The sequence below is a fragment of the Natronoarchaeum rubrum genome (assembly GCF_024494695.1).
Genome location: NZ_JANHDP010000006.1, coordinates 96,128 through 110,821, shown reverse-complemented (window position 1 = coordinate 110,821; position 14,694 = coordinate 96,128). Strand labels below are relative to the sequence as shown.

16 protein-coding genes and 1 tRNA gene are annotated in these 14,694 nt (G+C 67.5%); 7 read left to right on the top strand and 10 right to left on the bottom strand.

Features of this window, described 5'->3' with window-relative positions:
* Window positions 1-103: 103 nt before the first annotated feature.
* Both NO931_RS15775 and NO931_RS15770 read right to left on the bottom strand, forming a co-directional pair.
* Window positions 104-406, bottom strand: a complete 303-nt coding sequence (locus NO931_RS15775) for a hypothetical protein (protein WP_256393316.1) — start codon at window positions 404-406, stop codon at window positions 104-106.
* A gap of 279 nt (window positions 407-685) precedes the next feature.
* Window positions 686-758, bottom strand: a tRNA-His gene (locus tag NO931_RS15770).
* A gap of 182 nt (window positions 759-940) precedes the next feature.
* On the opposite strand from NO931_RS15770, the gene NO931_RS15765 reads away from it, so the two are divergent.
* Window positions 941-1,396 carry a DUF5814 domain-containing protein gene (locus NO931_RS15765; RefSeq protein ID WP_256393315.1) on the top strand — a complete coding sequence of 152 codons (456 nt, stop codon included), beginning with the start codon at window positions 941-943 and terminating at the stop codon, window positions 1,394-1,396.
* Between the two features lie 34 nt (window positions 1,397-1,430).
* Here NO931_RS15765 and NO931_RS15760 read toward each other — a convergent pair whose 3' ends face one another.
* The 3 genes from NO931_RS15760 to NO931_RS15750 form a co-directional block, all read right to left on the bottom strand.
* Window positions 1,431-1,847 (bottom strand): DUF8146 domain-containing protein, encoded by a 417-nt coding sequence (locus tag NO931_RS15760; protein WP_256393314.1) that lies wholly within the window; start codon window positions 1,845-1,847, stop codon window positions 1,431-1,433.
* A 559-nt stretch (window positions 1,848-2,406) separates the two neighbouring features.
* Window positions 2,407-3,000, bottom strand: coding sequence for an RPA family protein (locus NO931_RS15755; RefSeq protein ID WP_256393313.1), 594 nt, complete (start codon window positions 2,998-3,000; stop codon window positions 2,407-2,409).
* A gap of 1 nt (window position 3,001) precedes the next feature.
* A complete protein-coding gene (locus NO931_RS15750) occupies window positions 3,002-3,940 on the bottom strand; it encodes a replication factor A (RefSeq protein WP_256393312.1) in 939 nt (312 codons plus the stop codon).
* Between the two features lie 296 nt (window positions 3,941-4,236).
* Between NO931_RS15750 and NO931_RS15745 the strand changes: the two genes are divergently transcribed.
* On the top strand, window positions 4,237-4,515 hold the full coding sequence (locus NO931_RS15745) for a DUF7091 family protein (RefSeq protein WP_256393311.1): 279 nt from the start codon (window positions 4,237-4,239) through the stop codon (window positions 4,513-4,515).
* Window positions 4,516-4,660: 145 nt separating this feature from the next.
* Here NO931_RS15745 and NO931_RS15740 read toward each other — a convergent pair whose 3' ends face one another.
* Window positions 4,661-5,716 carry an aldo/keto reductase gene (locus NO931_RS15740; protein WP_256393310.1) on the bottom strand — a complete coding sequence of 352 codons (1,056 nt, stop codon included), beginning with the start codon at window positions 5,714-5,716 and terminating at the stop codon, window positions 4,661-4,663.
* A gap of 93 nt (window positions 5,717-5,809) precedes the next feature.
* On the bottom strand, window positions 5,810-6,829 hold the full coding sequence (locus tag NO931_RS15735) for an NADP-dependent oxidoreductase (RefSeq protein ID WP_256393309.1): 1,020 nt from the start codon (window positions 6,827-6,829) through the stop codon (window positions 5,810-5,812).
* 239 nt (window positions 6,830-7,068) lie between these two features.
* On the opposite strand from NO931_RS15735, the gene NO931_RS15730 reads away from it, so the two are divergent.
* The 5 genes from NO931_RS15730 (at window position 7,069) to gfo6 (ending at window position 10,895) form a co-directional block, all read left to right on the top strand.
* Window positions 7,069-7,356 carry a hypothetical protein gene (locus tag NO931_RS15730; protein WP_256393308.1) on the top strand — a complete coding sequence of 96 codons (288 nt, stop codon included), beginning with the start codon at window positions 7,069-7,071 and terminating at the stop codon, window positions 7,354-7,356.
* A 111-nt stretch (window positions 7,357-7,467) separates the two neighbouring features.
* Complete coding sequence (locus tag NO931_RS15725; protein WP_256393307.1) at window positions 7,468-8,394, top strand: acyltransferase; 927 nt, start codon at window positions 7,468-7,470, stop codon at window positions 8,392-8,394.
* A 109-nt stretch (window positions 8,395-8,503) separates the two neighbouring features.
* Window positions 8,504-8,827, top strand: a complete 324-nt coding sequence (locus tag NO931_RS15720; RefSeq protein WP_256393306.1) for a DUF7577 domain-containing protein — start codon at window positions 8,504-8,506, stop codon at window positions 8,825-8,827.
* A gap of 78 nt (window positions 8,828-8,905) precedes the next feature.
* Window positions 8,906-9,718 (top strand): Nmad3 family putative nucleotide modification protein, encoded by an 813-nt coding sequence (locus tag NO931_RS15715; RefSeq protein ID WP_256393305.1) that lies wholly within the window; start codon window positions 8,906-8,908, stop codon window positions 9,716-9,718.
* Window positions 9,719-9,794: 76 nt separating this feature from the next.
* Window positions 9,795-10,895, top strand: coding sequence for a D-xylose 1-dehydrogenase Gfo6 (gene gfo6, locus NO931_RS15710; protein WP_256393304.1), 1,101 nt, complete (start codon window positions 9,795-9,797; stop codon window positions 10,893-10,895).
* Window positions 10,896-10,975: 80 nt separating this feature from the next.
* Here the strand turns inward: gfo6 and NO931_RS15705 are convergent, their stop codons facing one another.
* The 3 genes from NO931_RS15705 to NO931_RS15695 form a co-directional block, all read right to left on the bottom strand.
* A complete protein-coding gene (locus NO931_RS15705; RefSeq protein ID WP_256393303.1) occupies window positions 10,976-11,629 on the bottom strand; it encodes a potassium channel family protein in 654 nt (217 codons plus the stop codon).
* A 99-nt stretch (window positions 11,630-11,728) separates the two neighbouring features.
* Window positions 11,729-12,133: a CBS domain-containing protein gene (locus NO931_RS15700; RefSeq protein WP_256393302.1), complete on the bottom strand. Its 405-nt coding sequence runs from the start codon at window positions 12,131-12,133 to the stop codon at window positions 11,729-11,731.
* A gap of 925 nt (window positions 12,134-13,058) precedes the next feature.
* Window positions 13,059-14,633, bottom strand: a complete 1,575-nt coding sequence (locus NO931_RS15695) for a YihY/virulence factor BrkB family protein (RefSeq protein WP_256393301.1) — start codon at window positions 14,631-14,633, stop codon at window positions 13,059-13,061.
* Window positions 14,634-14,694: the final 61 nt, after the last annotated feature.

Below are 14,694 nucleotides of genomic sequence, written 5' to 3'. Positions count from 1 at the left end.
TCTGTTCGATGACCGCCTCGTCGACGCCGCCGACCCCGTTCACGCTGTTGGTCGTGCGTCGACGAACTGATACGTCGCCGATACCGGGACCGCGCGCTCGGCTTCACGTCGAACCGGGTCGTTCGACCGCCTCTTTAGCGGCCGTATCGACGAACCGGTGCTGCTCGTAGGCGCCGACGTTGCCCGCGTCGGAAGCGCCGGCGGCGTCGATGCCGTACGCCTCGTTGGCGCCCGTCAATCCCCGCTCTTCGAGCAACTCGGCGACGGCGTCCGGCAACGCGGCGCCACTGGGAACCTCCACGAACAGGAGCGTGTCCTGGAAGCTCGCGGCGACCCAGGCCCGCTCGACGCCGTCGAATCCCGCGATGCGGTCGGCCAGCGCTTCGAGTTCGTCCCGGCGGGTCATCGACCGTACGTAGCGGACTCGCGAGGACCAACGTGTCTCCGAAGGTGTTCGGCTGATCGAGGATTCTCGACAGAGAGGGACGGCACTGCCTCCGACGTAAACTATTAAGAAGCTTGTCAGGTCCAGGTGCGAGAATCGAACCCGATGCGAGACTCGCTAGCGCTCGTCTCGCGTGATTCGATTCTCTTACGAACGGACTTCCGACTCCTCACGTCCGTTTTCTGCGCTACGAAGTAGCACAGCGTTCCACTCACTCGTTCGTGGAACCGTCGTCAGAAAGTCCAGGTGCGAGAATCGAACCCGCGTCTCAGCCTCCACAAGGCTGAAGGATAGTCCACTACCCCAACCCGGACACGTACTCCAACCTAATAGCGAGTGAATTGAAATACGTTACGCCTCGCGCCGATACCGTCAGGCGTTCTCACACGACGGCGGCGCGATACGGCGTCGCACTCCACCGGTAGCGCCTTCGCTTCGGCGTCTCTCCCGACACCGCGGTGCTTTTGGCTCGCGGGGCAGTAGCAACGGGCAACTGTGGCGATCACGGACAAAATCTACGTGAAGAACCACCGGCAGCTGAGCTCCCAGCTCGAAACGCACATCCCGAAAGGTGCGTTCAAGGGCGCCACGATGGACGTGCTGTTCACCGGCGAGGGACTGGAGAAGTTAGACGAAGCCACCCGCGATCGAGTGCTCGACTTCGCGGAGGACTTTCTGGACTGCGACTGCGACAACAACCCCTACTGCGGCTGTCCGGAGCGGAAGTTCATGCGGTACCTGCTGGAGCTGCGCGCCCAGGGACTCGGTCCCGACGCCATCGTCGACGTGATGAGCGACGACTACATGCTCTATGCCTATCCGGGCGACGTGCTTTCGTTCCTCGACAACGGCGTCCGGACGCTGGAAGCGGTCGAGGAACTCGCGGCCGTCGAGGGCGACGACGAAGCCAGAGAACAGGCGCGCGACACGAAGCGAGAGCTGTCGGGCTAACTGAGTCGGGGCGGAAGAGTCGCGTTCGGCCGGGCTACCCGAGGTGAAGCGTCTCGTCCTGATCGTCCCGCTCGCGGTCGAGATCTTCGAGGTGGACGACGTCGTCGGCGTCGTCGTCGACGCGCTCGCGCAGGTGGGTGGCGTACTGCTTGTACTCGTCTAACTGTTCGCGCAGGTGGTCGGCTTCGAGTTCGAGGCGCTCGTGCTCGCGGACGAAGCTCTTTGGCACCGTGACCTTCGGCGGGAACTCGTCGTCGTCGCTCTCGCCGACGGCGCTGTCGAGGTCGTGCTCGGGGACGACCTCGATCTGACCGTCGTGGGCAACGAGCATGTCGACGTAGTCGCGGAACACCGCCGACAGCGAGATGTCGCGCTCCTCGGCGATCTCCCGCAGCGACTCGAAGTCGTCCTCGTTGACGCGGAACGAGATCGTCTTGTTCTTGTTGCCCATACTATGGCTGACCTCTCGCTGGACTCACTTGAAGGTTTGTCAGACGTCGATTCGGGTGTTACGGGAGCCTCGTCGGAGAGCGGATCATTCGCAGACAATCCGGCCGCCGGCCAAGATGGCGAACGTGCTGAAAGCCCCGTCCCCTCCCTCCCAGACAGCCGCCTCGTCCTCCCCAGCCGATTCGCTCGCTATCGCTCGCTCATCCCTCGCACACTGTCGACGGGCGACGGAGCGCCCGCCAGCGCGCGCCACCGCACACCGCACGGCCGGGCGCGGCCTCGTGTTCACGCGAGCGAAGCGAGCGTGAGCTCGGAAGACGCGCAGCGTCTTCCGGTGCCGCGCCGACGGGGAAGGGCAGGGTTGCGGTAGCGGAGCCTTGGTGGATTGAAAGGGCGAGGTGCGGTCGCGAGCGGGCCGAGGGCTTCGAGGTGGGTTCGTTAGTCGGACTCGCCGATGCTGCTGGGAGCGGGAGCACTCAGAGAACTGTACTGGTCGGATCTCGAAACCGACAAGCAACCGATAAAAAACAGCGAACGAAGAAGCGGCCCGATCCGACCGATCAGGCCGGATCGGCGGCGGCTTCCTGCTCGTCTTCGAGGTCCTCCAGCGCGGTGACGACCTCGCGGCGGTAGTTCTCGATCGCCATCTCGTAGTTTTCCTCGGCCATCGCGGCGTACTCGTCGGCCTCGGGATCGAAGCTCTCGATCCGGTCGAGCGTGCGCTGGGCGGTCTCGACGACCCAGCGGTCCCGCACGTCGGCGTCGACGACGGTGATCGACTCCGGTCGCACGGAGACGTTCACGTCGCCCTCGTCGGTCTCGTAGGTGCGGGGTTTGCCGACCACCGAGACGTACGCGGGCGGTTCCAGATCCCGCAACATCGCGGCGGCGTCGGGCTGGTACTGGCCGGCGTAGACGAAGAAGGTCCCCGTCGGATCGACGATCCGGCCGCGCCAGTACTCGTTGTCCTCGCCGATGTCCTCCTTCTCGGTGAGCGTGCCGACGAAGAACACGCGGTTCGCGCGCTCTCCGGTCGGCAACAGCGCGTAGACGGGCGCTCGTTCGTCGTCCGATTCCTTGAACGTGTAGCTCGAATCGTTGAACTCGCTGGCGAACGCTCGCCGCGCGACTTCTCGGCTGGGTGCGTCACTCATATCAGATCGACCTCGCTTTGATCAGCGTGTCCTCGACGTCCGTCGGCCCGGCGAGCTCCTCGACCTCGTCCGCGAGGACGTAGCGGCCGAACACCGGTCCCGCGACGCGGTAGTACTTGCCCAGCAGGGCGTCGGCGATCTCGTCGGCGACGACCTCGGTGTCGAGCGCGTCCATCGCCATCTCCTGGGCTTCCTCCAGGGTGATGTCGGCGACGTTCTCGGTCGCTTCCTGGTCGAAGATGACCTCGTGAGCGTCGAGCCCGTCGTCGATCACGCCCTTGATTCGGAGGTCGAACTCGCCTTCGACTTCGCCGTGCTCGTTGCACCGGCCGTTCTGGAGGACGCGGGTGCAGTCCTCCTCGGGGCAGCGCTTGATGAGGCCGCTGCCGCTCTGGATGTCGACCAGCGCGCCTTCGACCTCCTCGGCGTCGTCGCCGACCTCGATCTCCTCGTCGAGTTCTTCGATCGTCGTCGTGCTGTTGAGCTTGACCGAGAACCGGCCCTCGTACTCGTCGGTGACGACGTTACCCAGACGGTACACCGCGCCCTCCTCCAGTTCCGGGAGGTCGGACTCGGCCCACTTGACGAACTTGATCGTCCCGCTCTCGTCGCCGAGCAGACCCACCTGCGCGATCGAGTCGCTGCGCGGCTCCCACAGGTCGACGAGTTTCGCCTCGACCGTGTGCCACGCCTCGTCCTCGTCGATGTCGCCGACGGCGATCAGCTCGCTGCCGCCGCCACCGCCGCCGCCGAGCGCGTCGCGCTCCAGCCCCGCTTCGTCGAGGTAGTGGTTGGTGACGCTGCGGCGCGCTTCGTCGACGGGCACTCTGTACTCGTCGACCAGCGTGGACAGTCGCTCCTCGACGTCGTCGACGTCGATCTCCAGATGGTCCGAAAACTGTTCGTGTATGTCTTCCGCGTGCTCTCGAAGCTCACTCATGGGTTGCCTGTCTCCGCTCTGTTTTCAGTGGGAGACATTCGCCCCTTGGTCCCGTTCGTACATAAACCTGTGCCGACCGTATCGGAAGTGAAAACTGGCGGTATGGGGGCTCTCGGGCATCTCTGCCGCACCTGTCGGATTCCATAATCGACCCGCATCGACGCCGTGAGGCGGGCGCACGCACCTCGTAATCGTCCGGTCGTAACGACCCCAGCGGGTCGGCCCGATCCCCGCCTGCGATGGACCTTAGTGCGCCCGCCCGCAATCACTTCGTATGACAGAGGCCGGTGGTCGCCGTGGGTGACCGCGACCGCGTCCGGCGGTTCGTCAGCAAGACGCTCCGCGGCGCGGGCCGACAGCTGGAGGAGGCCCGGCAGGCCTATCAGGAGGGGCGGACGACGGGATCGATCCCCCGCGACGAGGACGGTAACGTCCGGATCGTCTGCCGCCGGTACGCCGAACGCCGCGCGGTCGATCTGGACGCCGACGGACGCCCCGAGTGCTTCGACGCGGGCCACCCCGACTGTGAGGGCTGTGCCGAGGACGTCCGGGAGGGCGTCGTCGAGACGTGGTGACCGGCGTCTGACGCCGGAGCGAAAGTAGTTCCTTTCCGACTGACTGTGTCGCAGTGGTGCGATTTCGAAGTGAAACGAAGGGGTTCGGTACGGACTGCCAAGCGATCAAAATCAGTCGCGGATCGACGGCCGGCGACGCGGGCGCTCAGTCGCCCGCGCTGGGCTGGAGTCCCGCGCGTTCGACGTCCTGTCCGCCGACCGACGAGCGATAGCTGTCCATCCCGTCGTCGCGCGTGACGCCGAAGTTCTCCGCGTGCAGTTCCTGAACGCGCTGGTACTCCTCGTCCGAGAGCGGCGCCACGTCGCTCGCCGCGGCCCACGCGTCGATGTCGTCGGTCGTCCGGAACGTCGGCGTGACCGAGGCGACGGCGTCGTCGTACAGCAGCCACTGGATCGCGGCCTGGGCCATCGTCCGCTCGCCGTCCCGTTCGAGGAAGCGGATCGCTTCGAGCTTGTCCCAGCCCGTCTCGTACCACTCCTGGGGCCGGTGCGAGCGGTGGTCGCCCTCGCCGAGTTCGGTGTCGGGCGTGACCTGCTCGTTGAGCAGTCCCGAGGAGTGGGGGACGCGCGCGAGCACGCTCGTGTCCGCGTCGTGTTTCTCGACCGCGTCGAGGAAGTGCGTGCCCGGCCCCTGCTCGAACAGATTAAAGACGGTCTGGACGGCGTCGAACTCCTGCTCGACGGCGGCCTCGCCCTCGGCGAGCCAGCCGATCGAGGGGCCGAGCGCCCAGCCGATCGAGTCGACGCGGCCGGACTCGACGAGTTCGTCCAGCGTCTCCCGCACGTCGGCGTCGACCTCGTCGACGTTCGCGTTGTGGACCTGCAGCAGGTCGACGTAGTCGGTGTCGAGCCGATCGAGCGAGCGGTCGAGCGCCGTCTCGATCCACTCGGGCGTGATCTCCTTGGGGAGTTCGCCGTGGCCCGCCTGCGGGTTGTTGTAGAAATCGTAGCCCACCTTCGTGCCGATGGTGACCTCCTCGCGCCGATCCGCGAGGGCCTCGCCGATGATCTCCTCGCTGGCGCCGTGGCCGTACACGTCGCCGGTGTCGAAGAAGGTGATTCCCTGATCGACGGCGTGGCGGACCATACGAATCGCCTGCTCCTCGGAACGGTCGCCCCACCAGTCCGTGCCGACGACCCACGCGCCAAATCCGACCTCGCTCACTTCGACGTCGGTGTCGCCCAGCGTACGGTAGTGCATGTCCGTGCGTTAGGAACGGGGCCACTTAGCGCGTGCGGATTCCCGCTCGTCGGCGTCCCTTCGGGGACGGCCGCCGAGATCGTCACCGACCGCCTACTCGCTCCGTTCGCCGACCTTCACGAGCTGTTTGCCGATGTTCTCGCCCTCGAACAGGCCGAGGAACGCGTCGGGCGCGTTCTCCAGTCCCTCGGTGACCGTCTCTCTGTACTCGATTTCGCCGGCGCCGACCCAGGTTGCGAGATCGCGCGTCGCCTGCTCGAATCGCGGGGCGAAGTCGCCGACGAGGAACCCCTCGACCGTCGCTCGCGACTCGATCAGCGTCGGCAGCTTTCTCGGCCCGGTCGGTAACTCCTGGGCGTTGTACAGCGAGATCTGCCCGCAGACCGCCACGCTGGCGTCCACGTTCAGTCGCGTGAAGACGGCGTCGGTGATCTCGCCGCCGACGTTGTCGAAGTACGCGTCGACGCCCTCCGGCGCGGCGTCGTCGAGCGCGGCGCCGTAGTCGTCGGTCTCCTTGTAGTTGATCGCCGCATCGAAGCCGAGGTCGTCTTCGAGGAACGCGACCTTCTCCTCGGAGCCGGCAAAGCCGACCACGCGGGCGCCCGAGAGCTTCGCGATCTGGCCGGCGACCGAGCCGACCGCGCCCGCCGCGCCGGTCACGACGAACGTATCGCCGGCCGCCACGTCGGCCACCTCGCGTGTCCCGAAGTAGGCCGTCCGACCGGGCATCCCCAGGACGCCGAGCGCGGTCGAGACGGGGCCGAGGTCGGGGTCGACCGGCTGCAGTTCGGCGCCCCGAGCGGTCGCGTAGTCGGCCCACTCCAGATTGCCGGTGACGACGTCACCCGCCTCGAAGCCGGTCCCGCGCTCGTCGACGACCTCGCCGACGACCCCGGCCTGCAGGGGATCGCCGACGTCCCACGGCTCCGCGTAGGACTCGCCGGCGTCCATCCGTCCGCGCATGTAGGGGTCGACCGAGAGATACAGCGTCCGGACCAGCGCCTCGCCGGGGCCCGGCTCCGGGACGTCTTCTTCGACGAGCTCGAAGGTGTCTCGGTCGGGTCGTCCGTCGGGACGCTTCGCCAGCAGGAACTTCCGATTCGTTTCCGACATCACTCCGTGTTCGTGCGGCGGCTCAAAGGTCACGTCGGTAACGGACGCATCCTCGCCGAGGGTCAGGGTCATACGTCGTGACGATCGATTCGTCACCGAACTGGTTTCCACCGGAGTATCTGAACCCGACCGACCGCTCCGACCGCATCGCGAACTCGTCTTTTATTCTCTGCTCGAACCGGGTTATTACTCCTAAAATATCATGTGTATTTATTACGGTCGGTCTGAAAGGGCGTGTCATGACCAGCGAGCAGGAGAATCAGTCGACTACCGGCGAGGGGGCGCCCGCGGTCGGCGTCGAGGAGATCGAGGCCGTCGATCCCGAGGCGGTCGCAGCGCTCGACGACGAACCGGATTCCGAAAAGCCGATCGCAAGCGGCGATCCGCTCGCCGAGAACGTCCCGCCGACCGACCGCTTCGACGGGTTCGTCCGGAACGTCGACGCTGGGCGGGTCGCGCCGGCCGAGGGCGCCGACGAGGAGGTCCCGATCGACGCGTCGATGGACGAACTGTTCGCCGAGCGGTAATCCCACGGTCGATTTCGACGGCTCGACCGTCCGTTCTCCTCGCCCGCCGCGCTCGCGGCGAGCCCGGCCCCGACGGAAACCCATTTTACTCGGGGCGAGCAACCACTCGTCATGACAAAGCGCCACGTCAGCCTCCCGGAAGACGCCGAAGCCGGGTTAGAGGAGTTCCTCGACGAGGTCGACAGGCGACTCTCCTCGGACGAGGACACCTGTTCGGTCGTCGAGGACGTGCTCGTCGACCTGCACGGCGACCGGGACGCCTACGAGCGCTGGCAGGCCGGCGGGGACGTCTCGCCCGCCGAGCGCGTCCGCCTGCAGGGGTACGACCCATGCAATTCGACGCTCGAAAGCGAGTACTACGCCGAGAAGGACGAGGAAAAGTTCCGCGAGTCCAAGCACCTCCAGTGGCTCTGGCGGCAGTTCGACGCGACGCCGATGGCCGACAACGTCGAGTTCGCGCTCCGATTTCGCCGGATGCTCGGCGATCACCTGTTCGCCGAGTGCGGCGACAACTGCAGATTTTTCAAGGGGATCTCCGTCACCTACGGTCACAACGTCGAGATCGGGGACAACGTCGTGATCCACGACGACGTCCACCTCGACGACCGCGGGAAGCTGACGATCGGCGATCGGGTGTCGATCTCCGACGGCGCCCACCTCTACAGCCACGATCACGATCTCGTCGACCAGACCGCCGTCGAGAACTTCCACACGATCGTCGGCGACGACGCCCGAGTCACCTACGACGCGATGGTGCGGGCGGGCTGTCGGGTCGGCGAGAACGCGGTCGTCGGCGCCCGAGCGGTCGTCCAGGGCGACGTGCCCGACCATCACGTCGCCGTCGGGATGCCCGCCAAGAGCGTCAAGATCAAGCCGGGATGGGAGGAGGTCGCGACGCCGCTGGACGCGGATGGCGTCAACGCGAATCGGCAGGACGAGCGTCGGGTCGAGCGCGACCTCCCCGACGAGTTCGAGCTGTTCGACGAGTTCCAGCGCGACCGCGAACCGCCCGCACCGCCGCGCTCCCGCGACGAGTAGGACGCCGCTTTTTCCGCGCTTCGGCGGCCGCCCGACGACGTCGACGTTCTCCGCGTTGCCGGCCTCGCGCACCGAACAATCAAGTTGTGTGAGAACGTATTGCACGCTAATGGACGTCTGGCAGTGGGTGCTGCTGTACGCGGCGTTCCTCGCGGTCGTCCAGTTGCTGATCTACTACTACCTCCGCCGGGGGCGCGACCGCCAGTCGGTCACCGTCTCCGGCGCGGGCGATCGCGGACGCACCAACGGCACCGTCCCGAACAGTTCCGGGGTTCGAGAGGCGCCCGGATCGCCAGACGACGTCGAGGCCAGCGCCGATCCCGATCCACGGACCGACGAGGACGCGCTGGTCTGCCCGCACTGCGGCGCGCGCAACGAGCGCGAGCCGACGTTCACGTACTGCCGGAACTGCGTGTCGCAGCTCGGCGCCTGAGCGCACCGAAACTTCTGCCGGCCTCCCGCCGCGTGCGATCGTCCGTACCCTTTTAGCTCCGGCGACGAACCGTCCGGTATGCCACGCGGGGTCGCCGTCAACGTCGGTGCCAACACCAACATGCCCGGTCGTCGGGGCCCGATCTACCCCGACGGCCGGTTTCGGTACGTGCCGATCCCCGAGCGCGAGCCGACCGCCGAGCCCGTACCGACGTACGCCGACCTCGACCTGGACGTCGACCTGCCGGCCGAGGCGCTCGACGAGCCGGTCCACCTCGACCCGACGTTCGCGGAGTACACCCACTGCGACCGCTACACCTACGGCGACGACTTCGCGGTGAAGGCCGGCCCGCTCTCCGAGCTGTCGGCCGGCGACTACGTGTTCTTCTACGCGACGCTGTCGACCGTCGGTGGCGACGCCGCCGCGACGGCCGCGACGAGCGGCGCGGCGCCGGGTTCCCACGGGGCGACCCCGGACGCCGATGCGACGACTGTGGACGCCCCCGCCGACTGGATCGCGCCGGAGTGGGGCGCGTACGTGATCGGCCAGTTCCGGCTCGCTCGGGACCCGCTCACCGGCGAGGAGTACCGCGCGCTGCCGGCCGACGACCGCTCGTGGTTCGACGCCAACGCACACGTTCGCCGCGAGACGTTCGACGCCCGCGTGCTGCTCGCGGGCGATCCGGACGAGTCGGCGCTGTACGAGCGAGCGATCCCGCTGAGCGCGCGGGACGCCGGCAGCGAGGCTAACCGTCTCGTCACGGACCTGTCCAGCGACTCCGGAAAGGGGCCGTGGTGGCGTCGTCCGATGCGATTCGACGCGGCCGGCGTCGACGAGTTGCTCGCGATCCGCAGGGATCGGGTGATCGAGCGGTGCTTCGACAACTCTTGACGAGTCCGGAGCGCAGACTGGCGACGCCGACCGTCTGACCCCGGTGGATTTTGTCTCGGCGGCCCCAGTTTGTGGTATGGGGGAACGAGCCAAGGAGAACGCGGGCAACGTCGGTCGACACTTCGCAGACTTCGCGCGACGGGACTGGGAACAGCCGACCGAGGGCGGGCCGATCCGATTCGCGGTCGTCGGGATCGGCGGGTTCGCGCGCAACCGCGCGCTGCCGGCGATCGAGGAGGTCGAGGCCACCGAGACGACCGTGCTCGTCAGCCGTTCGTTCGACGAGTCCGATCCGATCGTAGCCGAGTACGGCATCGACGCCGTACTCGGCTACGAGGAGTTCCACGACGGCGCGGCGACCGACAGCTACGACGCGGTGTACGTCGCGACGCCGAACCTGTTCCATCGGGACTACGCCGAGTCCGCCGCCCGATACGGCAAGCACGTCCTCTGCGAGAAGCCTCTGGCCGCGAGCGCCGCCGACGCCGCCGCGATGGTCGACGCCTGCGAGGACGCGGGCGTGACGCTGATGACCGCCTACCGACTCCAGTTCGAGCCGGCCGCGCGTCGCACCCGCGAAATCGTTTCGGAGGGCTGTATCGGTCGGCCGGTCCAGATCCACAGCAACTTCTCGACGAAGCTGCTCGACAGCTTCGGTCCGGATCACTGGCGACTGAACCCCGAGATCGCCGGTGGCGGCGCCTTGCTCGATATCGGCGTCTACCCGCTGAACACCTCGCGATTCCTGCTGGGCGAGGACCCCGTCGCCGTTCAGGGCGCGACCAACTCCTGGGAGCCGGCGTTCGAGAACGTCGACGAGCACGCCGCATTCCAGCTCACCTTTCCCGACGGCGTCGTGGCATCCTGTTCGACGACGTTCAATGGCCAGCCCAACAGCCAGCTGAAGATCGTCGGCACCGAGGGGTCGATCTCGATCGACTCGCCATACGGCGACGTCCCACAGGAGATCGTCGTCGAGTGCGGCGATATGCGCATGGAGTACACCGGCGCACCCGTCGACGACGTCGTCGAGGAGGTCGCGTACTTCGCGAACCACGTGCTCACGGATCGCCGTCCCGAACCGGACGGCCGTGACGGGCTCGCCGATCTCCGGGTGGCAGACGCCGTCTACGAGTCCGCCGAGACGGGCGATCGGGTCGAACTCGACGACCTGTAGGCACTACCGCGCTGCGGCGCTCGATCGCGGCGAACGAGAGAACGGTCGATCGCGGCGGCGCTCTGCCGACCCGGCCTCGCTCAGCCGGCCAGCGCCGTCTTCACGTCGCTGACGCTCTCGGTCTCGACGATCACGGCGACCTGATCGCCGGACTCGATCGTCGTTCCCGGCAGAGGGATCGTCAGCGACTCGTGCTCGCGACCGTGGGCGTAGATCCGGGCGCTCTCGGGGAGATCCACGTCGCTGACGCGGCTGCCGACCGCCGCCGAGTCGCCGCCGATCGTGAACACCGAGAGCTGGAGCTGCTCGGTCAGGTCCGAGAGGACGTTGAAGTCCCCGCCCAAGAGTGCCGTCTTCGCGCCCGCGGCGCCGAGGCGTTCGGGGTAGATCACCTCGTCGACGTCGTCGGCGTACTTCTGGTAGATGTCCTGGCGGTAGTCCTCGTCGATCCGCAACACGGTGCGGGCGCCGTGGTGCTTGCCGATCATGCAGGCCGCGAAGTTGACGTTGAGATCGCCGGTGAGGCCGGCGACGGCGTCGATCGTCGCCATCTCGATCGCCTCGAACGTCTCGTCCTCGGCGCCGTCGCCGTCGACGACCCGAAACCCGTCGCTCCGGCCCCGATCGATCTTCTCCGGGTCGTTCTCGACGACGATGACCTCGTGTCCCTCCTCGCGCAGGATGCGGGCCGTCCGGATGCCGACCCGACCGTACCCCACGATAACAAACTTCATGCGAGATGCCTACGCGGTCGACCCTCAAAAAGACTGGTCCCCGATTCGCCGCCGGGCGTCGGTCCGGCACCGACCCCGAGAGCGGTCTCGCTGTGTCCCTCAGCGCCGATTCGACTGCACCGAGAGCACGTCGCTGACGTTCTCCAGCTCCCGTGAGAGCAACACGACGACGTCGTCGATCGCGACGATCCCCTCCAGAGCGCCGTCGCCGTCGATCACCGGCAACCTGCGCACGCTTGCCTCGGACAGCCGCTGAGTCACTTCGAACACGCTCGTCCCGGCGGTGACGGTGACGACGTCGCCGGCCATCACGTTGGACACCGCCCGATCCGCGAGCGTTCCCTCGTCGTCGACCGACAGCGCGATCGTGCGGTCGGTGACGATCCCGACCGGCGACTCGTCGTCGTCGATCACGACGACGCTGCCGACCTCCTCGGTGGCCATCGTCGCGGCGACCTCGTGCAGCGGCGTGTCCCTCGACGCCGTGACGACATCCTCGATCATGATCTCGTCTATCGTTCGCGGCTGGATCGCCCGCTCGCCCCCGGACTGATCGATTCCTGGGGTGCCGCGTCCGGATCGGGCGCGGTGCTGCTGGGCTCCGGTTCGGCCGCCGGTCCGTCGGCGTGAACTGGGCGCGTCACCCCGTTTCCAGTCGCCGGAGACCCGAGCCTGCTCCTGGTAACTGCCGAGCTGCTGGCTTCGACTGGGCTGCTGCCCGCCCTGCTGGGACTGCTGGCTCCCCTGTCGCGACGGCGTCTGCTCTGGCTGGCGCGGCGGCGCTCGAGGAGACGACTGCTGGCCACGCTGTGGCGGCTGCTGCCCCCGCTGTGAGGATCGCTGGCGTTGGGACGGCTGCTGGCGTTCGCCCGGTTGCTGTCGGGGCGGTTGTTGCCTCTGCTGTGATGGTTGTCCTCCCTGCTGTGACGGTTGTTGCTCCTGCTGTGACGCTCGCTGCTGCGACGGTCGCCGCTGCGGCTGGTCTCGTCGTGACGATTGGGGCTGTTGGCGACGTGTCGGTTGCTGCTGCGGCGGTTGCCGTCGCCCGGTTCCCGACTGCTGCCCGCCCTTTGGCGGTTGCTGTTCCCTTCCTCCGCGGCCGAACGGTCGTTCCCGATTCGGGTTCCCCTGTTCTCGATGTCTGTCCGCCGATGCTCGTCGGTCCGGTCGCTCGTCGTCTCTGTCTCGTGGCATGATAGGTGCTCGCGGGTGTCGCCGTCGCTGGAACGCGACGCGGTAGATACGCCGGTGAGCAGGACTCGGTTCCACGAGTCCGCGTAAAAAGTGGGCAAACCGTTCAGTCGTAGTGCGGTCGTACCCGCGCTGAACGGTTCGGTAAGACCGCGTTAGGAGGTCCGGAGCGGAGTGTAGATTTGTCGCGCGACTCCTGCCGGAGACGGGCGTCGAGACGAGGAACGGACGACCTGGATCAGGACCGCCAGGAGCCGACGGCGTTCCGGAGCCGGCCGGGGACGCCCAGTAGCGACAGGCCAGCGCCGACCAGCACCATCAGCACGTACAGCCCCAGCGTCGACAGCCAGATGACGATCATCGCGAAGATCGCCCAGCCGCCGCCCAGGTAGGGCGTGTACAGCGCCGCGACCGTCATCGCGGTGCCGTACAGCAACACCAGGTACGGCCCCCAGCCTCGCGCGTGGCCGCGCCGAACGCGCCGACGGACGTAGCGCTTGAGATCGCCCTCGAACTCGTCGCGGTCGACCGTCTTGTCGTCGACCTCGTCCTCGAACTCGTCGAGCTCCGAGCGCAGGTCCGCGATCTCGCTGTTCAGTCGCGCGACCTCGCTCGCCGGCGCCGTCCCCGGCCGGACGCGCTCGGAGGCGGTCGGCTCGTCGGCGGCGGTGCCGCCGTCGGTCTCCGGGTCGCTCGTCCCGGTGTTCTGGCCGTTCGGCCCGGTCGAGCTGTCCGAGCCCGCCGTCCCTTCGGAGTCGTCGTCGGCGTCGTCCGGTCGTTCGGGTGAGTCCTCGCCAGTCATCGCTTCGGTTGTGTCGGTGTGTCGAGCGCCATCACGTTGTACTTGCCGGTCTGTCGTCGTTCGTTCGCTCGTTTCGTGCGCGTTCGTTTCGTCCGCGCCGCGCGGGTGGGTCGCGTCGGCACCCCCCGCGTTCGGCCCGTTACCGGTGCCAGCGTCCCTCGCCTCGCGTGACAGCCCGCTCGGATCGTACCCCGGTTCGTAGTCCATCGCCGCGGCGTCGTCGGCGTCGAGCCGATCGGCCAGCACCGCGTTGACCACCGCGCCCAGCATCACGATCAGCGCGCCGAAGTACAGCCAGGTCACGAGCAGCAACACCCCGCCGAGCACGCCGTAGGCGGCGAAGTTGCCCGCGTTGGCCGAGTAGAGCTGGAAGCCGGCGCCTAGTACCACCCAGCCCAGCGACGCGAACAGCGTCCCCGGTAGCGCCTCGCGCGGCTCGATGTCGGCGTCGGGCAACAGCAGGTACATCGGGAAAAACACGACCGCCAGCGTCCCGATCAGCAGTGCGAACCCGACCTGAGGCGCGATGTCGCCCGCCGGCAGCCGGTCGATCGCGGCCCCGAGCACCGTCATCGACGCGACGCCGACGACGATCGCCAGCGAGACCGCGACGGCGTTGAGAAGCTCGTTGAGGATCGTCTTCGAGCCGATGGTGCCGTACACCTGCGAGAACGCCTTGTCGAGCCCGCGGAACAGCCGCAGCCCGCTCCAGAGCAACACGACGGTGCCGACGATCGTCGCGCCGCCGCGGCCGGACTCGCCGGTCAGGGCTTCGGTCAACAGCTCCTGGGCCTCCGGCGTGAGAAACTCGCTGGCGGTCGCGACGACCTGCCCCTCGAAGACGGCGCCGCCCATCACCGAGGCGATCACCAGTCCTAGCAGCGACAGCGGGATCAGCGAGACGAACGCGTAGTAGGCGACCGCGGCCGCCAGAAACGTGATCTGCTCTGACCGGGCGGCCATCGCCACCGCGCGCACGTCGTCCGGAACGGCGTCGAGTCGCTGTCGCACGGGTGGTAGTTCGGCGCCGCTGCACAAATATTCCCGGCTCCGCGGGCGGCACACAGCCGGA